A 21,722-nucleotide genomic window follows, 5' to 3' on the forward strand; every position below is an offset into this window, starting at 1 on the left:
GGCATCGATGTGGGATGAGGTGAGCTGAGATGACTTCGACGATGGATCGCCGGGCTCTGCTCACCAGGGCCGCCCTGGGCGCGACCGGTTTGGTTGCGGCCAGCGCGATGGGTTCGCTCGCTCCGGAGGCTGCGTTCGCAACTTCGGCGCAAGCACCGGATCCGGGCGCACCGGATCCCAACTTCGCGGAAGGTCTGATCACCGGCCGCAACCAGGATCTCCTGCAGGTCAAGGGATCCGACGGCCGGCTGCACAAGATCCAGTTGACCGGCGTGACCAGTATCTGGAAGCTCCGGCCGACCACGATCGACCAGGCGATGATCGGTGACGGCCTGTACGCGCGGGGCGTCAAGCTGCCGAACGGCGTCCTGGCCGCAGAGTCGGTGTGGCTCAATATCGTCAACCTGGACGTGATGATCAACTCGATCAGCCGGACCGGGCTGAACCTGGATCATTTCGGCCAGAAGATCTTCGGTCATGTCCAGGAAGGGGTCACAGCGGCCGCCTACAACGGCACGCCGGCGATCTCGGACCTGTCGCTGCTGAAGGTCGGCCGGCATGTCCAGGTGATCGGCGCCTGGCGACCCGGGACCAGCGAGATCGACATCGCGACGATCTACGCGGCGAACTGACCGGCAGGCCGCGATGTTCGCACAGCAGGTGGCGGCCGCCCAGCCGCTGCTGATCGGATTACTGCTCCTCTGGACGTCGTACGGGAAACTGGCGAATCCAGAGGAAGCAGAGAAGACCGCCCTCCCGAAGCTGGTCGGCGAGAAACGGGCCAAGCCCGCCTATCGCGCGATCGGCATCATCGAGGCGGCCCTGGCGCTAGCGCTGCTCAGTCCGCCCGCCTGGACTGCAGAAGTACTGGCTGCAACCGCGCTCGGCCTCGGTTTCACGGGATACCTGATCTACGCGAAGGTCGTCGTACCGGAGGCGTCGTGTGGTTGTGCCGGCAAGTCGGCCAAACCCGTTGGCTACCGTTCGATCGGGCGTGCCTTGTTGCTAACGGCAACAGCCGCGGTCGCACTGACTACCACCCAAGGATGGTGGTCGGCCGGACCGGCCACGTTCATCCTGATCGCTGAAGCGGCCGCGTTCATTGCCCTGTCACCCGAACTCGACCGCTACTGGCTACTACCGCTCCGACGGCTGCGCGTCCGGCTCAGCCACCCTCTGGCGGGCACCGCGAGCACGACAGTACCGCTCGCCGCCACGGAACGCCGCGTAATCCTCAGCCCCGCCTACCGCGCGGTCACCGGACTACTCAGGTCCGACGTCCGCGACTACTGGGACGAAGAGGACTGGCGGTTCGTCAGCTACACAGCCCGGTACGACGGCCGCTCGGCAACCGCCGTTTTCGCCGTACCGCATAGTGATTCGGAGTCTGTCCGGGTCGCCGTTGTCGACGAGACGTCGGGGCAGACGCTCTATCGGCCGGCCCTGCTGAGCATGGCGAGCTAACCGGACCGAACCGGCCCCCGCGGAGCTGATCAATCAGCTCCGCGGGGGCTTCCTGCTGTTCGGGGAAACGACAATCTCGCCGCGCTCTCTAGCGACGAAGCCCGGATGCTCGTACGATCTGACGAATTGGGAAAGCGCATGCCAGACGCCTTTGACCACCTGCTGTCAGCTCCGGCGTTCACCGGTTGACAGCAATCCGTCACTGGTGGTCTCATGCGGGAATAATGTTAGGAAACTTTCCTAATAGCGCGAAATTGTGGTCTCCCTGCAGCTCCTCCGCCCCGGAACACTCAGGAGAACTCGAAATGAAACCTCGCATGTTCAGGCGCAGCCTGATAGCCGGCGCCTCGGCGCTGGCGACAGCACTCGCCCTGCTCGCCGCTCCCCCGACGGCCACCGCCGCACCGACCGACTACCAGGCCGAAGACGCGACCATCTCCCAAGGAGTCGTCGAGTCCAACCACGCCGGATTCACCGGCAGCGGCTTCGTCAATTACGACAACCTCGTCGGCAGCTACGTCGAATGGACGATCGCCAACGCGCCGGCCGGACCGGCTGACGTGACCCTGCGCTTCGCCAACGGTACGGCGGCCACCAGACCGCTCGACTGGACTGTCAACGGCGTGGCCGGCGCGGTCGGTATCACCTACCCCGGCACTGGCGCCTGGACGACGTGGGTCACCAAGACCGTCCGCCTCCAGCTCGCCGCCGGTACCAACAAGATTCGCGCCCGCGCCACCACCGCCGACGGCGGACCGAACGCGGACAAGCTAACGGTGAACCCGGTCAGCGACGACGTCACACCGCCGTCCCCGCCGAGCAACCTGGTGGTCAGCAACATCAAGTCGAACGCGGCCACCTTCACCTGGGCCGCGGCCAGCGACAACGTCGCCGTCACGCGATACGAGATCAACCGCGGCGGCAACGTCCTGAAGGTGGTCGACGCGAACACCCTGTCGGCCACCGTCGACACCCTGACGGCCAACACGGCGTACGACATCTCTGTCGGTGCATTCGATGCCGCAGGCAACGCTTCGCAGCAGAGCAACGTGGTCGCGTTCACGACGCCGGGCAGCGGTGACACACAGCCCCCGACGGCACCCACAAACCTGCGCTCGACCGGTGTCAGCGTCAACAGCGTCTCGCTGGCCTGGAACGCGTCGACCGACAACAGCGGCAGCATCGCGGGGTACGACGTCTACCAGGGCACGGCCAAGGTGGCCTCGACCGGATCGTTGACCACGACCGTGACCGGGCTGGCCGCGAACACCAACTACACGTTCACTGTGAAGGCCCGCGACCCCGACAGCAACGCCTCGGCCGCGAGCAACGCCCTGACCGTCAAGACCGCAGCCACGGGCACCGGCGGGATTCCGGCGTACGACCGTGATATCGCGAAGGTCGACCTCGGCTGGAGCGTCGCCTTCCTGCCGGACGGGTCGGCGCTGGTGACCGAGCGGGACCGGTTCGAGGTTGTGCGGGTCCAGGCGAACGGCACGAAAACCACGCTGGGCAAGGTTCCTGGTGCAGTGACGACCACCGGTGAAGGCGGGCTGCTCGGCATCGCGATCTCGCCGACCTTCGCCACCGACAACTGGGTGTACTTCTACCACACGGCCTCAGGAGACAACCGGGTCGTGCGGATGAAGTACGAGAACGGCGTGCTGGCCACGACATCGTCGCCGGTGCTCACCGGTCTGACCAAGAACCGGTACCACAACGGCGGCCGAATCGCCTTCGGTCCGGACGGCAAGCTGTACGTCTCGGTCGGCGACGCGCAGAACTCCGGGAACGCGCAGAACAACGGCTCGCTGAACGGCAAGATCCTGCGGGCCAACCCCGACGGTACGGCGCCCAGCGACAACCCGTTCTTCAGCACCGGCGGCAATGCCCGCTACGTCTGGAGCCGCGGTCACCGCAACCCGCAGGGTCTGGCCTGGGACTCGCGCGGTCAGCTGTGGGCGTCGGAGTTCGGCGAGAACAGCCAGGACGAGCTCAACCTGATCCAGAAGGGCGGCAACTTCGGCTGGCCCGCATGTGAGGGGACCATCGGAGACTGCGGCGGTTACATCGCGCCGAAGCGCACGTGGTCGACGTCGCAAGCAGGTCCGAGCGGTATCGAGATCGTCAACGACTGGATCTACATCGCCGGAGTCACCGGTTCGCAGTTGTGGGTCACCCAGATCAACTCCGCCGGCAACGGCGTCGGCACCCCGCAAGCGGTCTTCTCCGGTCGCTGGGGCCGGCTGCGCAGCGTCACCAAGTCCCCCGACGGCGGCCTGTGGCTCACTTCCACCAACAACGACAAGAACGGCGGTACGCCGACCGTGCTCGACAACGTGATCGTCCGCCTCAAGTTCGGCTGATCCTTGTAGCCAAGAACACATAGTACTGCGTCAAGGCCGCCCGGCCGCTCACTTGCTGAGCGTGCCGGGCGGTCTACGTAGACACCTACTACATGTTCTTACCGACGCCGACCGAACTCGGAGTACTGCGGCGCACCGGACTCCAAGGCATCGAGCGCGCGGCTGAGGCGGCGGACCATCGACGGGTAGGTGCGCGGCGCGGCTTCCGCCAGCGTGAGGAAGTGGATGGCGCGGACCTCGTCCGGCTGGGGGACCAACTGCTCGTTGCCGGTCAGCACGCCGCCGTCGAAGACGAACGCCAGCGCGTCGTGCCAGACACCGCGTGCGGGATCCCAGTCCACGACAAGCAGCGGCCCGATCGTCAGGTCGAGCCCGACCTCCTCCATCACCTCCCGCTGACACGCGTCGTACGGCGACTCGTCGAACTCGGCGATGCCGCCGGGGATATCGAGCATCGGCTTGTACGTCGGCTCGATGAACAGGATCCGCCCCTCCTGATCCCGGATCAGCGCACCCCCGGACACCCGTTTCCGCGGCAAGGTCTCCGCGACTCCCGGGTTCCACTCTTTCTCGGGCTCACCCTCGGCCAGCAGATCCGCTTCTCGACTCATGGCACCAGTCTCGGGCCTACCCCGTCGGTGGGTCTCCCGGGGTACTGAGGCCGGACTCGTAGGCGATGTGGACGAGTTGGGCGCGGTCGCGGGCGTCGAGTTTGGTGAGCAGCCGGCTGACGTAGGTGCGGGTGGTGGCCGCGGTCAGATAGAGGCGGGCAGCGATTTCAGTGTTGGAACGGCCGGCCGCGATCTCGACCAGCAGTTCACGTTCGCGGTCGGTGAGTGGCGCGAGCCGCGAGGGGTCAGTAGTACGGCGATCGGCAGCGACCTGGGCCAGCACGCGCCGCGTGACCGACGGGGAGAGCAGCGCATCACCGTTCGCGACCGTCCGCACAGCCGCTCGGAGGTCGTCAGGGTCAGTGTCCTTCAACAGGAAACCGGCCGCACCAACCTGGATCGCGGCGAAGATGTGCTCATCGGTGTCGAACGTCGTCAGCATGACAACCCGGGTCGCCCGCAACCGCTCGTCGGCAACGATCCGCCGGGTCGCCTCGATCCCGTCCACGCCCGGCATCCGGATATCCATCAGTACGACGTCCGGCCGCTCAGCGCGCACTGTCGCGACACCGGCGGTGCCGTCCCCGGCCTGACCGACCACGGTGATCTCGGCATCGCGTTCGAGCAGCGCCACCAGACCGGATCGCATCAACTGCTGGTCGTCCACGACCACCACCCGGATCACCGGTGCTCCCCCAACGGCAGCGTCGCCTCGACCCGGAACCCTTCTCCGGGTCGCGAACTGAACGAGACGTCGCCACCGATCACCCCGGCCCGCTCCCGCATCCCGGTCAGGCCTCGCCCGCGCGACTCGTCGACCGTCGTACCGATTCCGTCGTCGGTGACGCTGATCCCGAGGCAGGCCGGCTGATACCGCAGGACGACGACCGCGCGGTTCGCTGAGGCATGCCGCAGCGCGTTCGTCAACGCCTCCTGAACGATCCGGTACGCCGTACTGTCCACGACTGCAGGCAGCGGCCGCGGCTCCCCTTCGGTCTGCAGCTCGACCTCCGGCCCACTTCCGATCGTTGCCTCGATCAACAACCCCAGGTGCTCCAGTGAACCCACCGGGCTCCGGTCCGCGCTTTCGTCGAGCAGCCCGACCATCGCCCGCAGCTCGCGCACCGCCGTGTTGCTGGTGGTCCGGATCGTGCCGAGGGCCGATCGGGTCGTCTCCGGATCGTCGTCGAGCGCCTCCAGCGCGACACTCGTCTGCACCGACACCACCGCGATCGTGTGCCCGATCGCGTCGTGCAGGTCGCGTGCTATCCGCAGCCGCTCGGCCTCCACCCGGCGTCTTGCTTCGCTCTCCTTCTCGGCCGCGGATCGCTCCGCCGTACGGCGATGCTCGGCCCGCAGCAGCCTGGTTGCGCGGACGGTGGCGCCGAGGGCGATCGCGCTCAGCATCAACCCGGCCGTCGAAGCCAGCTCGAACCCGATCAGGTAGCCGGCGCTCTCCCCTTGCACGAGCCGAAAGGCCGTGCTGACCACGATCAGCCCAACGGCCGTCGCACCGGCGATCCGGAACTTGCCCGCTTCGGCCGCCGAATACAGCGCGGCGGCGACCGGTAGCGCGAGCCCGACCGCCGGGTACCCGATCGCGTAATAGGCCAGCAGCCCGGCGACGGTCGCCGCCAACGCGAGCACCGGGAACTGCCGCCGGACCAGCATCAAGGCTCCGAGCGCGACCGCGAACAGGTAGGCGATCGCATCGGGACCGCGCTGTCCGCCGAGGTCCATCGCGATCGCCACTGCCACGACAGCCGACGTCACGAGACCGAGCGCGATGTCGATCAGCAGGTCCGGGGTCACCCCGAACCGCGTACTGCCCGCTGCATCCGCCGTACCGGGTTGGTCCACAGCTTCGAGGATAGGTCAGGGTCGGCGTCGTCCGCAGTCGTCGGATGTTGACGATTGCGGCGCCGGATCGGCAACAGCAGCGGGCTGTCCGCGGCGGCTCCGCTGTCTAGCGTCGGAGCCATGAGAACACTAGGAGTCGCCGTCCTCGGTCTGTTCCTCGGGCTGCTGGCGGGTTTGCTGATATTCGGGGAACTGGTCGGCCGGATCGTTGTCGCGAACAAGGGTTCGGTCGAAGCGCCTTGGACCTTCGTCATCGGGTTCGGGCAGCAAGGGCTCGCGATCGCCGGACTGATCGCCGCCATCGTCATCGACCACCGGCGGCGCGCTGGTACAAGCAAGTGATCCGGCGCAGGAAGTTGCTTCAAGCAACTGTCGGAGGGCTGCTGCTCGGCGCGAGCAGCGGCTGCTCCGCCAGTAGCGGGGGCGGCGGGAACAACGAGACCGAGTCGAGTGCGGGGACGCTTCTGCGCAGTACGGCGAAGCTGCCCGAACCGTTCACCGTCCCGCTACCGATCCCGGCCGTCCTGCGCCCCAGCGGGACCGACCGGTACGACGTCACCCAGCGCGCCGCGAAGGTCGAGATCCTGCCGGGGCTGACGACCGAGATCTGGGGGTACGACGGAACGTTCCCCGGACCGACGATCGAATCGCGCCGGGGCCGGCAGATCGTCGTACGGCATCGGAACGAGCTCGCCGTACCGGCCGTGGTGCACCTGCACGGCGGTCGGACTCCGGCCGATTCCGACGGCTACCCGACCGATGTGATCAAGCCGGGCGGGTCGCGGGATTACACCTATCCGCTCGACCAGGCAGCGACCACGCTGTGGTACCACGACCACACGATGGACTACACCGGACCGCAGGTCTACAAAGGGTTGGCAGGGTTCCACTTGATCCGCGACGACGTCGAGGATGCCCTGCCGTTGCCACGCGGTAAGCGGGAGATCCCACTGATGATCACCGACCGGGCGTTCGCCGAGGACGGTTCGTTCCACTACCCGATGATGATGGAAGGCATGCCTGGGGTGGCCGGCGAATACATGAGTGGGGTGCTGGGCGACTGCATCCTGGTGAACGGCGCGCCCTGGCCGGTGCTCGAGGTGAGTGCGACGCGATATCGCTTCCGGATCCTCAACGCCTCCAACGCCCGCCGGTACAAGCTGAAGCTCGATCCGCCCACGCCGATCGTCCAGATCGGTAGTGACCAAGGGCTTTTGGCCGCACCGGTCGAACATGACGATCTTCCGGTCGCACCGGCCGAGCGGTTCGACGTCATCATCGACTTCTCCCGATACGCCGTCGGCCAGCAGGTGACGTTGACGAATCGGTTCGGATCGGGCGGGACCAAGAACGTCATGCGGTTCGTCGTCGCCCGGAGCGGATCCGACGACAGCCGCGTCCCGGATCGGCTGGCCGAGATCGAACCACTGAGCCGGTCGCAGGCCGTCGTACAGCGGCAGTTCACGTTCGAACGCAACGGCCCGTCCCATCATGGGATGACCACCTGGGCAGTCAACGGCCAGGCGTTCAGTCCGGACACCATCGTGGCCGAGCCTGCCCTCGGCACGGTCGAACTCTGGAAGCTTCGGGCACAGAACGTTCCGCATCCGATCCACATCCACCTCGCGCCGTTCCAGGTCGTGGATCCCGGGCGGACGGCGACCGGCTGGAAGGACACCGTCGATCTGGCCAGCGGGGACGAGGCCGAGGTACTGCTCCGCTTCGACGGGTACCGCGGCAAGTACGTCTTCCACTGCCACAACCTGGAGCACGAAGACATGATGATGATGGCCAACTTCCGGGTCCGGTGAGGGGCGGGCGGTCACAGGTCCCGTCGGAGGAACTGAACGGTCGCGACGGCTCCGATCAGCGCGACCCAGGCGAGGGCCCCTAGCGCCCCGATGGTTGCGGAACCTTGGTAGAGCTCCGCCGCCGCTCGGTCGGGGAGCCAGCGGCCGTGGTCGGCGAGCACGGGAGAAACGATCAGGATCAGGCTGAGCATGCCGACCAGAGCTGGAATGAGTTGCCGAACAACCACGGCGACCGCATACGCGAAGAGACCGATGAACACGAGATACGCCGCCGCGCCCACCGGCCGCTCGGCTCCCCCCAGCACGGCGGTGGCGGCAGCGGTCAGCGCCATGACGACGGCAGTGGCCAAGCTCTTGGCGACGAGCAGACGACCACGGGCCGGTACGGCGATGAGCGTCGTACCGAACTGGCGACCGGCGTGCTCGTGCGCCACCGGGATGATCCCCAGCAGGACGAACCCTGCCTGCACGTACATGATGATGTCGACCGCCTGATCCGCGGCCGCGAGAAGTGCGGTGCAGGCGAGGATCCCCGCCACGGTGAATCCGGTGAGCGGAAGGGTGCGGAGCTTGGACAGCTCCGCGAGTACGACGTTCATGCGTCCCGCCGGGCGAAGACGAACCCTGCCAGCAGGCAGAGCAGGACTGCCCAGCCCGCCATCACCAACCCACCCGGTACGGCGTCCAGTCCGCTGTCGACCGTCCTGACACCGCTGCCGAAAAGCCGGCGTCCGGCCAGGTCCGGCAACCAGTAGGCGAGCGAGGTGAGTTTCGTGAGCAGGAGCGAGACCGAGACCAGCGAGCTGTTCAGGATCAGCAAGATCAGCGGTATGACGCCGTTGCGAAGCACCACCGTGATCGCGAAGCCAAGCAGGCCGCTGAGGACCCAGTACAGCGTTGCCCCGAGACAACTGGTCAACAGTTCATCGGCCGGGACGTCCGGTCGCGCAATGCCGACGGCGACGGGCATGGCAACGACAGCGCTGAGCACGATCAGGATGACGATGGTGAGCGCCTTCGTCAGCAGGACCCGGGTCTTGCTCGGCGTTGTCGTGAGCGTGGTAGTGATCTGGCGGCCGCCGCCTGCGTCGGCACTGTTAGCGGTGTATTCGCTGCTGAAGGCAACGACTCCGATCACGGCCGCCCCGACGGTTCCCATCGGCAGGCTGTCGGTGCCTGTGACATCGCCCTGGCTCGCCAGCAACACCTCGAGGGCAATACAACCCACAACGGTCAAAGCAAATCCGGCCCAGACGGCCGGCAGCGTAGAAGCCTTGTACAGCTCGGCTTTGAGGGCATTCATCGGGTCACCCCGGTCAGCGCGAAGAAGGCTTCCTCGAGATCGGCGTACCCTGAGGTCACTTCGGTGACGGTGCCGGTGGTCACGATCCGCCCGTTCGCGATCACCACCAGGTCGTCGGCGACGTCTGCCACCTCGGTCATCAGGTGGCTGGACAGCAGCACGGTGCCACCGGCGTCGGCGTGGTCGCGCAGCAACCGCCGGATCCAGCGAATGCCTTCCGGATCGAGGCCGTTGACCGGCTCGTCGAGGACGAGGATCTGGGGTTCGCCGAGCAACGCCGCAGCGATCCCCAGTCGCTGCCCCATTCCCAGCGAGTACTTCGCCACGCGGACCCGAGCGTCGGCGGCCAGACCGACCTCGGCCAGCACCTCAGCAACCCGGCGCCGCGGAATACCGTTGCTTCGGGCAACCCAGGCCAGATGGTTGCGGGCGGTCCGGGACCGGTGCGCGCCGGATCCCTCGAGCATCGAGCCAACGGTGCGCAGCGGATCGGGCAGCGTTCGGTACGGGCGTCCGTCGAACAGCGCATGGCCATCGTCGGCGCGATCGAGGCCGAGCAGTATCCGCAGCGTGGACGACTTGCCGGCGCCGTTCGGTCCGAGGAACGCGGTCACCCGGCCGGGCCTGGCGGTGAAGCCGACATTGTCGAGGACGGTCCGCGAGCCGCGGCGTTTGACGAGCTGGTCGATCGTGATCATGCGCCTATCCCAGCCATCCTCCGACCGCGGCGGATCGGACCGCAGTCGGGACTTGCTCAGACCACGATCCGTCAGACCTGAGTCCGATGTGCGGGAACCACCGGTTCTTTAAACTGACCGGATGGACGCTCGCGATCGGCCCGTACTGCGCTCCCGCGCCTGGCCGGCCGCTTTCGGAGTGCTCGTCGTACTGCTGCTCGTTCTCGCGACCGTCGGCGCCAGCCCACCCGCAGCCACCATCGCCGTCACGTCCGCCACCGTGCTTTGCGCTGTGCTGGTCGTCGGTTGGGCTTTGCTGCGGACTCGCCGCCAACGGCAGCAATACGAGGACGAACTGACCGCCTGGGCTTCCGAGCGGGCCACTCAGGACGAGCGCTTACGCATCGCCCGCGACCTCCACGACCTCGCCTCCCACGGACTCGGACTCATCACCGTCCGCGCCGCTGCCGCACGCACCTTGACCGGGACCGACGGCGATGCCGAGCGACTCGCCGCCCTCACCGACATCGAGCAGGCCGGCCGCGAGGCTACCACCGAGCTCCGCCGGATGCTCGCCGTACTGCGCTCCCCTGGCGACGGTACGGCGTTGCAGCCGGCCGAGTCGTTGGCGGATCTGCCTCGGATCGTCGAGTTCGCCCGGACCAGCGGCGTACGGGCGGAGCTCACTGTCGCCGACCTCGGCGAGGTGACGGGCGGCATCCAGCTCACCGTCTGTGCGATCGTCCGCGAAGCGCTCGCCAACACGGCGCGACATGCCGGGCCGGTGCGCGCCAAGGTCGCCGTACGGAGGGATGCCGGCGCTATCGCGGTCACCGTCGCCGATGACGGACCGGACGCCGGGTGGATCCCGCATCCGGGCGCCGGAGCCGGGCTCGCCGGGCTGCGCGAGCGGGTCGGTGCTGTAGGCGGAACGCTGCGGGCCGGTGCTCGGCAATCAGCGGGGTTCGAGGTCGTTGCTCACCTTCCGGACCACCAATGAGCCCGTCGGTTCGGGTCCTGGTGGTCGACGACCAGCCGCTGATCCGCCACAGCCTGCGGCTCATCGTCGACGGGGCGAGCGATCTGGAGGTGGTGGGCGAGGCCGGCACCGGTACGGCGGCTGTTGCGCGGGCTGTCGAGTTGCGGCCTGACGTCGTACTGATGGACATCCGGATGCCTGACGGCGACGGGATCGAAGCGACTCGGCAGATCACGACCGCGCTGACGGCGACGCGCGTCGTCGTACTGAGCATGTTCGAGCTGGACGAGTACGTCCACGCTGCCTTGTACGCCGGAGCCAGCGGCTTCCTGCTCAAGGACGCCGAACCGGAACGCCTCGTCGATGCCGTCCGGCGAACGCATGCCGGTGAATCGCTGTTCGCCCCGAGCATCCTGACCCGCCTCGTCGAGCACTACCTCGGCCGATCGATGCCTCAGGCAACGGCTGCCGACCTGACCGAGCGGGAGGCGGAGGTGCTCACCCTGATCGGGCGCGGGCTGTCCAACCAGGAGATCACCCAGGCATTGACGATCTCGATGGGCACCGCCAAGACCCACATCGGGAACCTGCTCGCCAAGCTGCACGCCCGCGACCGCGCCCAGCTCGTGATCGCCGCGTACGAACGCGGGCTGGTGACGGCACCGCCGCGCCTGTGACGACCGTCATGTCACACGGTGCTGGTGGGCGGTGTCCTTGGGGTGTCGAAAAGGGGACAGAGATGACACCGCACATCGTCGTACTGGGAGCCGGGTACTCCGGAATGATCGCGGCCAAGCTGGCTGCACGTCGTACCAAGGGGCAGGTCACGCTCGTGAACGCGCGGGACACGTTCGTGGAGCGGGTCCGGATGCATGAACTGGCTTCGGGGAAGACGTTGCCGGAGCGGCCGATTGCCCAGCTGCTGAAGGGGACGGGGATCGAGTTCGTTGTCGATCGGGTCGTGCACATCGACGCCGAGCGGCGGGTGGTGGCGTTGAGCGGTCAGGAGATCGCGTACGACGTACTGGTCTATGCGTTGGGGAGTCGGGCAGACCTGGATTCGGTGCCGGGGGTTGGTGAGTATGCGTTCACGGTCGCGGATGTGGTGAGCGCCGGGCGGCTGCGGGATCGGTTGCAGAGTGGTGGGTCGATTGCTGTGGTGGGTGGTGGATTGACCGGGCTCGAGGCAGTGACGGAACTGGCGGAGACTTATCCAGGACGGAAGATCCAGTTGGTCACGGCCGGTGCGCTGGGTGGCGCGCTGTCGCAGCGCGGGCGGCGGCACCTGCACAAGGTGTTCGACCGATTGGGGATCTCGAAGGTCGAGGGCGCGCGGGTGGTGGCGGTCGATGGTCAGGGTCTGCAGCTTGCGGATGGTGGCCGGGTGGACGCGGATGTCGTCGTGTGGACGACTGGGTTCGAGGTGCCGGACATCGCTCGCAAGGCTGGTTTCGCGGTCGACGACAACGGGCGGATTCTGGTCGACACCACCCTGCGGTCGGTGTCGCATCCCGAGGTGTCGGCGATCGGGGATGCGGCGGTCGTTCGACCTGAAGGTCGGGACGAGCTGCGGATGGCTTGTGCGACTGGGATTCCGATGGCTAGCCATCTGGCGCGGGCGATCAACGATCGGCTGAACGGGCGGGAGCCGCGCGGGATGAAGTTCCGCTACTTCAACCAGTGCATCAGCCTCGGTCGGCGGGACGGGCTGATCCAGTTCGTTCGGGCCGATGACTCGCCGGTCGAGGCTGTGCTGACCGGTCGGCTGGCGGCGAAGTACAAGGCAGCCATTGTCGGCGGCGCGTTCTACAGCCAGCGGCGGCCGGGGCTTGTCGCCTCTGTTTAGCCTTTGCCGCTGCGCAGGATCTCGCTGAGCGACTCCACAGGTGGCGGATCGACCGGCAGCGGGGGCCGGTCCGCCGGGCGGAGGGCGTCGAGCATCAGCGCGAGGTAGCGGCGCCAGAGGTCGGGCCGGATCGTCCGGCTCATCGTGAAGGCCGGGCCGAGCAACGCGAAGATCGCGGCGATGTCCTGCGCCTCGACGTCGGGCCGGATCGCGCCGGCCTTCTGCGCGCGCTCGAAGAGTTCGGTGACGGCGGCAACGATCCGCGGCCAGATCCGGGCCTGCTGCTCGTCATCGCCTTGCCCGGTGAGCATTTGGTACAGCCCCCGATCCGCGGCCTGGCGGGCGCCGGTCCGTTCGAAGAACTCGACCAGCGCCGCCCAGGGATCCTCGATCGCCAAGGCCTCTTCGGCGTCGTTGACGATCTGCTCGGTCGCATCCCGCAGCACCTCGGCGGCGATCGCGTGCTTGTTCGGAAAATGCCGGTACGCCGTCCCGGTGCCGAGCCCGGCGTGGCGCGCAATATCGTCGAGCGTCGCGCCGAAGCCGTGTTCTGCAAAGACTTCGCGCGCCGCGACCACGAGTCGTTCCCGGTTGCGCACCGAGTCGCTTCGGGCACTGCGGGGGGCGGGGGTGCTCACCTCGTCATCGTCTCACTGCGCCTTGTGCAATCAAGCTCTTCGCGCACTCGACCACGGTCTCAGCGGCCGGCCGGGGCTTCCATCCCAGGATGTGCTCGGCCTTCGCCGTACTGTGGCGGTTTCGGCGGCCGAGGCTGATCGTGATCGCCTTCAGCGCCGGGTCGGAGATCGAGGCGAGCCGTACGACGAAGTTCGGGAGCTGACGCGTCGGCACGTTCTTGGCCTGCTCGCCGAGCCTGGATTTCAACGCCTCGGCGATGTCGCGCATCCACACGAACTCGCCCGTGCCGAGGAACCGCTGGCCGCCGGCTTCGGCCGACACCATCGCGCGGATGTGCAGGTCGACCAGGTCCCGTACGTCGACCACCTCGAGCCCGATCTTCGGCGTACCGGGCATTTTGCCGGTCAACATGCGCTGGATGATCTGCGTCGTACCGACATTGTTCGCGGTCAGGATCGGGCCGAAGACCGCTCCGGGGAGGACGGTCGTGAGCTCGGTCGGGCCGTCGTACGAGTCGATGAAGTCCCAGGCGGCCTTCTCGGCCAGCGTCTTCGAGCGGCGGTAGGCGGGGAGCGATGGGTCATCGACCGTCCACAGGGTCTCGTCGGTGACGCTGTCTTCCTTGTACGACGCGGGGCTGGCCGCGTTGGCCGCGGATGTCATCACGACTCGCCTGACGCCGGCCCGCGTGGCCGCCTTGAGCACCCGGAGTGCGCCGTCACGCGCCGGAACGATCAGGGCTTCGGCGTCGGTCGAGTTCTCGTCGCCGAGCGGCGACGCCACGTGCAGCACGTAGTCCACGCCCTGCATCGCCTCGTCCCACCCGGCGTCCTTGGTCAGGTCAGCCGCCGCAAACGACAACCGCTCACTCGCCCCCACCGCCGCCCGGACTGCATCCGCCTTCTCCAGGGTCCGCACGGTGGTCCGGACGTCATACCCCCGCTCCAGCAAAGCCACGATCGCCCACCCGCCGACGTACCCGGTCCCACCAGTCACCAACACCGTCTCGCCCATCACTCCTCCTCGTTTAACGGAGATCCACTCTCCGTTTAAGACGGTAGCACTATCCGGAGATACCATCTCCGTTTCTCCCGCAAATGTAACCGGAGACACAATCTCCACTTCTCGTCGCCCGACACGACCAACTGCAGGTAGTCGCACTCCCGAACGCTTGCCCACCACCTGTGCACGGTGAACCCACTCGCGGGGTCCGCCTGCGCACGGTGAACCCACTCGCAGGGCCGAGCGTGCACGGTGAACCCACTCGCGGAGCATTCGCACAGTGGGTTCACTCGCGCGAGTGGCGCCGCCACTGAACCCACCCTGCCGAACCAGCACCGAGTGGAAGGAGATTGCCGCCGGCCAACGTTTGCCAACAGCACACTCCCTCCACTCGGGGATCAGATGCACGGTGAACCCACTCGGAGCACCCCGTGCACGGTGAACCCACTCGCGGGCCCGGGTACCCGCTAGCGCCTGAAAGAGCCGAGTGCGCGATCGTGTTCTGGGACGCACTAAATGGGTGGACCCGACCACCTGCAGTCGCTCGTGCTGCTCGTGGTGGTTACCCAGTTGACCGAGGGCCGGCAGGCGGGGGTTGATGGGGTATGGCAACCGACTCCGGCCACTACATCCATCTCGACCGCCCCGACCTCGTCATCACCGCAGCCCGCGAAGTCGCCGCAACGCGATGACTTCACCTCTGTGCACGCCCCTTGACTTTGAGCACCCACCAACCACTTCCGCGCCGGAAAAACGGTTGGTGGGGACACAAAGTCGGCGCGAAAGGTGACGAGCGGCATGAGCGATGGCGAGATCGCCGTACGGCGGACCTGGCCGCAGTACGCGAAATTGCTGGTGAGCGCGGTGGCAGGTTCGGGTCAGCGGGCTTCGCCATACGTTGGCGGGTTCTACCGTCACGACGGTGATCATCAGAGCCCTCAGGGCGGTGTTCGACTTTCGCGGTCGCACTCGGCGGCGGACCTTCTGGCTCTTCGTCGCGGCTTGGTTCGTGCCAGTGACGGTGTCTGGCGCCGAAATCGACCGGCCCGAGAGCACGTTGGACTCGGTGGCGATCGCGGCCTTCTGGGTGATGTACCTCGTCGTCCTGCTCGTCGCCATCCGCCGACTGCACGACACCAACCGCCGGGGCTGGTGGATCCTGCTGGGCATCTCGGGCCTCGGTCTGATCTACGTCCTGGTGCTCCTCAGCACCGACAGCACCCCCGGCCCCAACCGCTTCGGCGCGGACCCCAAGGGCAGGCCGGCGATCTATGAGCCGCCCGCCATTCACTATCCGGCCGGCGGCCCCGGCCGACCGGGCTGACATTCATCAGGTACTGCGCCAACTGCATCCTGACCTCGCCGGGACGACGCTGCCGCGGATCCGGCAGGAGGCGCAGACGTTTGTCGCGGGCGAGCCGGTGATCGGGGTCGCGGTCGTGACGTTTGTGGATTACAGGGCGGGCGCCTACGGGATGGTCGAGGAGTTGGTGGTGGACGCGGCCCACCGCGGCACTGGCGTCGGGCGACTGTTGCTCGACGAGTGCCGCGGTTGGCTGGCGCGGTTGGGGGCTGAGGTGATTTTTGTGTCGGGGATCGATGAGGCGGCCGCGGGTTTCTATCGCCGCGCCGGGTTTGCCGACTGCACCGGGCCTTGGTTGTTTCAGGGAGCGGACGGCGGGGTGTAGGCGCCGGCGGGGAGGCCTACCTGGCGGAGGATGTCGGCGAGGTTGTAGTAGTCGTCGATCTTCAGGATCTTGCCGTGGCGGAGGGTGATGATCGACGTGGCGGGGACGGCGAAGGACTTGCCTTCGGCGGTGTAGGGCGGGGTGAAGGGTGAGTCGCCGGTGAAGGTGCCGCTGAAGGTCCAGGTGACGGCGATGTTGTTGCCTTGGGCGATGGTGTCGTGGACGGCGACCTTGGCGGGGTTGATGCTGTCGGCGGTGAGTTCGACCCAGAGTTTGGCGCCGGCGGGGCCGGTGAACGAGGCCTGGAAGGCGTGGTCGATGTAGACGCCGTTCTTGTCGAAGAGGTTGCTCATGGCAACGGGGTTCATGGTGGTCCAGGCGTTCGCCCACTGCTGGACGATGCGCGGCGAGTGGTGACCGAAGCTGGCGACAGGGACGGTGGCGGGAGCGGCCGTGGCCGGTACGGCGGCAACCTCGACGCCGGCGGAGAGAGCGAGAGCGGCGATCAAGCGAGTGGTGCGAGACATGACGAGAAGTCCTTTCAGGGGAACAGGTTCAGGGCGAACAGATTCAGGGGATGATGACGACTTTGCCGGCGGCTGAGCCGGACTCTGCATAGCGGACAGCCCCGGCGACGTCGGAGAGCGGGAAGGCGCGGGCGATCCGGGCGGTGATGTCACCGGCGGCGAGCTGGCCGAAGACGGCTTCGAGGTCGTTGCGCATGGCAACCTGGTGCTGGGCGAGCCGGCGGCGGCCGGCCCAGAGGTTGAAGAAGGTGGCGGACTTTCCGTTCGGCAGGAAGTTCCACAGCAGGAGCCGTACGACGAGCGCCAGCACGGGGAGCCGGGCGTTGCCCTCATCCTTCATGGTGGCTGCGGATCCATAGGAGACAAGCGATCCACCGTGGCCGAGCATGGCCCAGGACTTCTTGATCTCTGGTCCACCAACGTGGTCGAACACCGCCTGGACGCCGTTCGGCGCGATCGCTCGAACCGCGGCACCAACATCCACCGACCGGTCGACCGGGATCGCCCCAAGCTCACGGACGTACGGGAAGTGCCGCTTCGACACGACCCCGATGACCTGCGCCCCAGCGTGCCGAGCGAGCTGAACCAGCAGCGAGCCAACACCGCCGTTCGCCCCCAGTACGACGATGGTGTCGCCGCGCCGGACCTTGGCGATCGCCAGCATCCGCCGAGCGGTCACGCCGTTCACGATCACGGCCTCGGTCTCCTCGGCGCCGACCCCGTCCGGCACCAGCGCCAGATCCGCGGTGTTGACCACCAGTCGGTCGGCCCACCCGCCGGTCTTGGTGACTGCGGCGACCCGCTGACCGACAGAGAACTCCGACGACGCAGACCCGAGAGCCTCGATCACCCCGACCACGTCGTACCCGGGAACGAAGGGGAACGGCGGCTGGTCGTAGTACTTGCCGCGTCGCATCTGCTGCTCGGCGAACGAGACTCCGGTCGCCTCCATCCGGACCAGCGCCTGGCCGGCCCCGACCTCCGGGGTCTCCCGCCGACGCAGCTCCAGCCCGTCCGGCTCCACGATTCCCGGCAGTTGAACCTCGGTGATCATCTTTTTCCTCCTCCAGAGCGTCTTGCTGACGGGGTCAACCTTGCCGCCGGGGCCGGACTCGGCGCGTCGGCGAGAACTACGTAGATTGCGTACGTAGACCCGACGCCCACCGACTACGCAGGAGAACCGAGCCGATGCAGTTCGTAGCCCGCCAGAAGGAACTGCAGGCGATCGAAGCCCTCACCCAAGGCGCGACCGATGGGCGCGGCGGCGCGGTAGTGGTGCTCGGCGAGGCCGGGATCGGCAAATCCACGCTGCTCGAGACGGTCACCGAGGGTCTCGACGGCTGGCTGATCCTGCGCGCCGACGGCAGCGAGTTCGAGCAAGATCTCCCGTACGCCGCTCTGCACCAACTCTGCTCGCCCGTCATCGAGGCACGCACAGCGCTGCCCGAGGTCCAGCGGCAGGCTCTGGAATCGGTGTTCGGACTAGCAGCCGGTACGACGCCAAGTCCGCTCCTGGTCGGACTCGCCGTACTGGGTCTGTTCAACGAGCTCACTCGGCAGCAGCCCGTCTGTTGCGTCGTCGACGACATCCAGTGGATCGACGCTGGTACCCGACAGGCCCTCGCGTTTGTCGCGCGCCGCATCTCCTCCGAGGGGGTCGCGATGATCCTCTCGGGGCGCCCGGACGGCGCCGGCTTCCCCGACCTGCCGCAGTTGCCACTGGCCGGGCTGGACGAGAAGGAGGCGCAGGCGCTCCTGCGTTCGACCGGACGCGCGGGGCTCGACTCCGCCGTACTGGATCGCATTCTGGCCGAGGCTCACGGCAATCCGTTGGCCCTGCTGGAATTCGACGGCGCTGCGGACGGCCCGCGCAAGAGTGTTGTGGAGGAGCTAGAGGCGGAGTTCACCCGCCGGGTGCGAAGGTTGCCGGAGGCAACGCAATTGCTCCTCGGCCTGGCCGCGGCCGAACCCGTTGGCGACCTCGGTCTACTGCGTCGGGCCGCGAAACGCCTCGACCTGAATCTGGCGGTCGCCGCCGAGGCCGAGAACGACGGGCTGGTGACGCTCGGACCGCGGTTGCGATTCCGCCATCCGCTCGTCCGATCGGCGGCGTACCAGTCGGTGACTCCGGGCGTCCGCCGCAGCCTGCACGCGGCGCTCGCCGACGCGACCGACGGACAGATCGACCCGGATCGCCGCGCCTGGCATCGAGCGCACGCAGTCATCGATACCGATGAGGACGTCGCCGCCGAGCTGACCGACGCGGCTGAGCGCACCCAGCTCCGCGGTGATTTCGCGTCCGCGGCTTCCTTCCTGGAACGCGCCGCCCAGCTCAGCCCTGAGCCTGCCGGACAGGCCGCGCGGCTGCTCGCTGCGGCCAGTCTGCGACTCAAACTCGGCGCGTTCGCCGACGCCCGCGAGCTGCTCACGCGGGCCGACCGCCATCCACTCGATGCCGGGCAACGCGCGCAGGTGCGGTTGCAGGCCGCCACAATCGACGTACATGTCACCCGTAGTCCGGAGGCGACCGCTGCCCTCGTCAGCGCCGCCGCCGACCTCGGCCCGGACGACGCAACCGGCACCTACATCGAGGCGTTCTCGTCCGCAATGTTCATCGACCGCCTGCCCGGTCGGCTGCGGCAGCTCGGCACTCGTATCCGCGCACAGGTCCCGCCACGCGAGGATCCGCGTCCGGCCGACTTGCTGTTGGATGCGCTCCTCGACCAGGCGATGCTGCCGGTCGATGAAGCGGTGCCGGCCATGCGCCGAGCCGTCGATGCCTTCCGTACGGCGGACCTAGCGGACCCCTGGTGGATGGAACTCGCCTGCATGATGGCGCTTGATCTGGCCGACTCGCAGGCGACCGACGAGATCGCAGCCCGGCAGGTCGAGTTGGCACGCCGGCAGTCCGCGCTGGCGATTCTCCCGCAGGCACTGAAGTTCCAGGCGATCGGCAAGACGCTGTTCGGCCGGTTCGACGAGGCCGAGGCCGGTCTCGCCGAGGCGAACGCGGTCGACGAAGCGGCCGGGAGTGTCAGCCTCGCGTTCGCCGACGTCATCCTCGCCGCGTGGCGCGGTAACGCGGAGCAGTTCGACGAACTGAGGGCGTCGATCCATGACCGCGTCGGGCGCGACGAACTGGTCGCGGCGCTTTACGCGACGGCGGTCCTGCGCAACGGACTGGGCGACTATGCCGCCGCGCTCGACGCCACCCTGGCCGCCTACGCGGAGAAGGCGCTCGGCTCGTACGTCGTCTGGCCGCTCGACTCCGAACTTGTCGAGGCCGCGGCTCGAGCCGGGCGTCCCGAGGCCGCAGTCCCGGCCATGGAACAGCTTGCGGGGCTCGCGCGCGCGAATCCGGTCCCTTGGGCGATCGCGCAACACCTCCTCGCCCAGGCCCTGCTTGACCCGGCCTCGCCGGACACCGACAGCCGGTACCGCGAGGCAATCGACCTGCTCGCGCAGACCGACGTACGGGCGCAGCATGGGCGGGCGCGCTTGGCGTACGGCGAATGGTTGCGGCGCGAGGGTCGTCGGGCCGAGGCCCGCGTCGAGCTCCAGGCGGCGCACGAGTCGCTGGCCGCGATGGGCGCAGCCGCCTTTGCCGAGCGAGCAGCGAGGGAGTTGTCGGCCACAGGTCAGCGTCCGCGGCGGGAGGGCACGAACCCGCTGGACAGTCTCACCGCGCAGGAACGGCTGATCGCGACGAAGGTGGCCGGCGGGGAGACGTCGAAGGAGGTTGCGGCCACGCTGTTCCTCAGCCCACGCACGATCGACACCCACCTGCGCAACATCTTCCGCAAGCTCGACATCACGTCCCGCAGGCAACTCCGGGACCTTTCATTGTGAGCTGGGTCACACGAGTCGTGCGCAGCGGGGGCGGCCCGTGGTGAGCTCACCCGATGGACCTTGACGAAGCTGCCCAACGGCTTGGATTCCCGGAAACTGCGCTAAAGCAATTCAGGGAACTGCCGACCAACGACGTACAGCTCGCAGCTGATGCGGCGGAGTTGCTGGTGTATTGCGGGGTTGCGGAACGGGATCGGGCGGAGATGCTTGCCGCTCGGCCGGATCCGGTAAAGCATCCGGAGTGGTGGGCGCTGACGGCCGCCTTGGCCGCGAGCTTGGAGCGGGATCTGGAGCAGCCGCTCCCCTCGACTGGACACACCGCTTGGCCAGTGGTGCCCGAATCGTCAACGCAGGTTGGGATGTTCGCCTGGGCCTGGGCGTTGCTCGCCAGCCTGCCGCGGCTCCTCGAAGTACACCGGCAGCGCGGTGTCCCTGACGCAATCAGCAGGGCTACCGTCGCCGCGCTCGGTGGTGTGATGGGAAGTCATCGCGAGATCTACGGTCGGCCCGGCGTCGGGCTCATGCCGTTGTGGGGTCCGCCGCTGCGGTTCCGTGGGGCGGATTACGAGATCGGGCGGCATTCGTTCACGCGCACACACCTCGGGCTCGGCGACGGCGTCGCGGGGCATCTACTGATGGTGCATGTGCCGCCGACCGGTCCGCTCGACGCCACGGTCTCCGAGCAGTCGATCGCTGCGGCGCTGCAACTGTTCCCACAGTGGTATCCGGATGAGCCGATCACCGGCCTGGTCTGTCCGTCCTGGTTGCTCGATCCGCAACTGGCCGAATATCTCCCGGCCGACTCGAACATCCTCACCTTCCAGCGCCGCTTCACGATTCTCCCGCTACTCACGCCCAGTACGCCGTACGAGGGTGATCACGAAATCATGCGGCTCGCGCTCCAGCTCGATCCACCCGACGGCGAACTCACCGCCGCGGATCTGGCCGGCATCCCGCAGAACACCACGCTCCAGCGAGCCTTCGTCACTCATCTGAGCTCCGGCCGGCACTTCCACCTGCGGATCGGCTTCCGGCCGAATACTGACAGAAACGTTTCCAACACCTTGAGTAATCTGGTCGAATAGTGTTCGATCCTGAGT

General features: G+C 67.5%; 22 protein-coding genes. 12 read left to right on the forward strand and 10 right to left on the reverse strand.

Annotated features, from left to right (window positions below; all coding sequences use genetic code 11):
- Positions 1-29 precede the first annotated feature (29 nt).
- The 3 genes from E1263_RS04580 (at position 30) to E1263_RS04590 (ending at position 3,830) form a co-directional block, all read left to right on the forward strand.
- Positions 30-632 carry a cell wall protein gene (locus E1263_RS04580; RefSeq protein ID WP_132165685.1) on the forward strand — a complete coding sequence of 201 codons (603 nt, stop codon included), beginning with the start codon at positions 30-32 and terminating at the stop codon, positions 630-632.
- Between the two features lie 13 nt (positions 633-645).
- Complete coding sequence (locus tag E1263_RS04585; RefSeq protein ID WP_132165687.1) at positions 646-1,464, forward strand: MauE/DoxX family redox-associated membrane protein; 819 nt, start codon at positions 646-648, stop codon at positions 1,462-1,464.
- A gap of 317 nt (positions 1,465-1,781) precedes the next feature.
- Positions 1,782-3,830: a PQQ-dependent sugar dehydrogenase gene (locus tag E1263_RS04590; protein WP_202868717.1), complete on the forward strand. Its 2,049-nt coding sequence runs from the start codon at positions 1,782-1,784 to the stop codon at positions 3,828-3,830.
- Between the two features lie 98 nt (positions 3,831-3,928).
- On the opposite strand, the gene E1263_RS04595 is transcribed toward E1263_RS04590, so the two are convergent.
- The 3 genes from E1263_RS04595 to E1263_RS04605 are packed head-to-tail and all read right to left on the reverse strand — an operon-like array spanning position 3,929 to position 6,301.
- Positions 3,929-4,441 carry an NUDIX domain-containing protein gene (locus E1263_RS04595; RefSeq protein ID WP_132165691.1) on the reverse strand — a complete coding sequence of 171 codons (513 nt, stop codon included), beginning with the start codon at positions 4,439-4,441 and terminating at the stop codon, positions 3,929-3,931.
- 16 nt (positions 4,442-4,457) lie between these two features.
- Positions 4,458-5,126 carry a response regulator transcription factor gene (locus E1263_RS04600; RefSeq protein WP_132165693.1) on the reverse strand — a complete coding sequence of 223 codons (669 nt, stop codon included), beginning with the start codon at positions 5,124-5,126 and terminating at the stop codon, positions 4,458-4,460.
- A complete protein-coding gene (locus tag E1263_RS04605) occupies positions 5,123-6,301 on the reverse strand; it encodes a sensor histidine kinase (protein ID WP_238161076.1) in 1,179 nt (392 codons plus the stop codon). The genes E1263_RS04600 and E1263_RS04605 overlap by 4 nt, the downstream gene beginning before the upstream one ends.
- Before the next feature lie 120 nt (positions 6,302-6,421).
- Here E1263_RS04605 and E1263_RS04610 point away from each other — a divergent pair, with 120 nt between their 5' ends.
- Complete coding sequence (locus E1263_RS04610; RefSeq protein WP_132165695.1) at positions 6,422-6,643, forward strand: hypothetical protein; 222 nt, start codon at positions 6,422-6,424, stop codon at positions 6,641-6,643.
- Entirely contained in the window at positions 6,640-8,112 is a 1,473-nt protein-coding gene (locus E1263_RS04615; RefSeq protein ID WP_202868718.1) for a multicopper oxidase family protein, read from the forward strand. The genes E1263_RS04610 and E1263_RS04615 overlap by 4 nt, the downstream gene beginning before the upstream one ends.
- 11 nt (positions 8,113-8,123) lie before the next feature.
- On the opposite strand, the gene E1263_RS04620 is transcribed toward E1263_RS04615, so the two are convergent.
- Genes E1263_RS04620 through E1263_RS04630 form a run of 3 tightly spaced genes read right to left on the reverse strand, consistent with a single transcriptional unit; the run spans position 8,124 to position 10,113 of the window.
- Entirely contained in the window at positions 8,124-8,711 is a 588-nt protein-coding gene (locus E1263_RS04620; RefSeq protein WP_132165697.1) for an ABC transporter permease, read from the reverse strand.
- Entirely contained in the window at positions 8,708-9,415 is a 708-nt protein-coding gene (locus E1263_RS04625) for an ABC transporter permease (RefSeq protein WP_132165699.1), read from the reverse strand. The genes E1263_RS04620 and E1263_RS04625 overlap by 4 nt, the downstream gene beginning before the upstream one ends.
- Positions 9,412-10,113 carry an ATP-binding cassette domain-containing protein gene (locus E1263_RS04630; RefSeq protein WP_132165701.1) on the reverse strand — a complete coding sequence of 234 codons (702 nt, stop codon included), beginning with the start codon at positions 10,111-10,113 and terminating at the stop codon, positions 9,412-9,414. Before E1263_RS04630 ends, E1263_RS04625 begins: the two co-directional genes overlap by 4 nt.
- 121 nt (positions 10,114-10,234) lie before the next feature.
- Here E1263_RS04630 and E1263_RS04635 point away from each other — a divergent pair, with 121 nt between their 5' ends.
- The 3 genes from E1263_RS04635 to E1263_RS04645 all read left to right on the forward strand — a co-directional run bounded on the left by E1263_RS04635 (position 10,235) and on the right by E1263_RS04645 (position 12,917).
- Positions 10,235-11,092 carry a sensor histidine kinase gene (locus tag E1263_RS04635; RefSeq protein ID WP_132165702.1) on the forward strand — a complete coding sequence of 286 codons (858 nt, stop codon included), beginning with the start codon at positions 10,235-10,237 and terminating at the stop codon, positions 11,090-11,092.
- Entirely contained in the window at positions 11,089-11,748 is a 660-nt protein-coding gene (locus E1263_RS04640; protein WP_132165704.1) for a response regulator, read from the forward strand. The genes E1263_RS04635 and E1263_RS04640 overlap by 4 nt, the downstream gene beginning before the upstream one ends.
- Before the next feature lie 62 nt (positions 11,749-11,810).
- Positions 11,811-12,917 (forward strand): NAD(P)/FAD-dependent oxidoreductase, encoded by a 1,107-nt coding sequence (locus E1263_RS04645; protein WP_132165706.1) that lies wholly within the window; start codon positions 11,811-11,813, stop codon positions 12,915-12,917.
- On the opposite strand, the gene E1263_RS04650 is transcribed toward E1263_RS04645, so the two are convergent.
- The gene (locus E1263_RS04650; protein ID WP_132165707.1) at positions 12,914-13,555 is read right to left on the reverse strand and encodes a TetR/AcrR family transcriptional regulator; all 642 of its coding nucleotides are present in this window, start codon (positions 13,553-13,555) and stop codon (positions 12,914-12,916) included. The genes E1263_RS04645 and E1263_RS04650 overlap by 4 nt on opposite strands.
- 4 nt (positions 13,556-13,559) lie before the next feature.
- Positions 13,560-14,570 (reverse strand): NAD-dependent epimerase/dehydratase family protein, encoded by a 1,011-nt coding sequence (locus E1263_RS04655; RefSeq protein WP_132165709.1) that lies wholly within the window; start codon positions 14,568-14,570, stop codon positions 13,560-13,562.
- 910 nt (positions 14,571-15,480) lie between these two features.
- Here E1263_RS04655 and E1263_RS04660 point away from each other — a divergent pair.
- Both E1263_RS04660 and E1263_RS04665 read left to right on the forward strand, forming a co-directional pair.
- Positions 15,481-15,882 carry a DUF805 domain-containing protein gene (locus E1263_RS04660; RefSeq protein ID WP_165956465.1) on the forward strand — a complete coding sequence of 134 codons (402 nt, stop codon included), beginning with the start codon at positions 15,481-15,483 and terminating at the stop codon, positions 15,880-15,882.
- Positions 15,830-16,246, forward strand: coding sequence for a GNAT family N-acetyltransferase (locus E1263_RS04665; protein ID WP_132165713.1), 417 nt, complete (start codon positions 15,830-15,832; stop codon positions 16,244-16,246). Before E1263_RS04660 ends, E1263_RS04665 begins: the two co-directional genes overlap by 53 nt.
- Here the strand turns inward: E1263_RS04665 and E1263_RS04670 are convergent.
- On the reverse strand, positions 16,222-16,773 hold the full coding sequence (locus E1263_RS04670) for an ester cyclase (RefSeq protein ID WP_165956466.1): 552 nt from the start codon (positions 16,771-16,773) through the stop codon (positions 16,222-16,224). The two genes, E1263_RS04665 and E1263_RS04670, sit on opposite strands and share 25 nt — an antisense overlap.
- 43 nt (positions 16,774-16,816) lie before the next feature.
- Positions 16,817-17,827 (reverse strand): medium chain dehydrogenase/reductase family protein, encoded by a 1,011-nt coding sequence (locus E1263_RS04675; RefSeq protein WP_132165717.1) that lies wholly within the window; start codon positions 17,825-17,827, stop codon positions 16,817-16,819.
- A 134-nt stretch (positions 17,828-17,961) separates the two neighbouring features.
- Here E1263_RS04675 and E1263_RS04680 point away from each other — a divergent pair, with 134 nt between their 5' ends.
- Positions 17,962-20,622, forward strand: a complete 2,661-nt coding sequence (locus E1263_RS04680) for a helix-turn-helix transcriptional regulator (RefSeq protein ID WP_132165719.1) — start codon at positions 17,962-17,964, stop codon at positions 20,620-20,622.
- 53 nt (positions 20,623-20,675) lie between these two features.
- Positions 20,676-21,707: an acyltransferase domain-containing protein gene (locus E1263_RS04685; protein ID WP_132165721.1), complete on the forward strand. Its 1,032-nt coding sequence runs from the start codon at positions 20,676-20,678 to the stop codon at positions 21,705-21,707.
- Positions 21,708-21,722 lie beyond the last annotated feature (15 nt).

Source organism: Kribbella antibiotica (assembly GCF_004349055.1).
GTDB classification, from domain to species: Bacteria; Actinomycetota; Actinomycetes; order Propionibacteriales; family Kribbellaceae; genus Kribbella; species Kribbella antibiotica.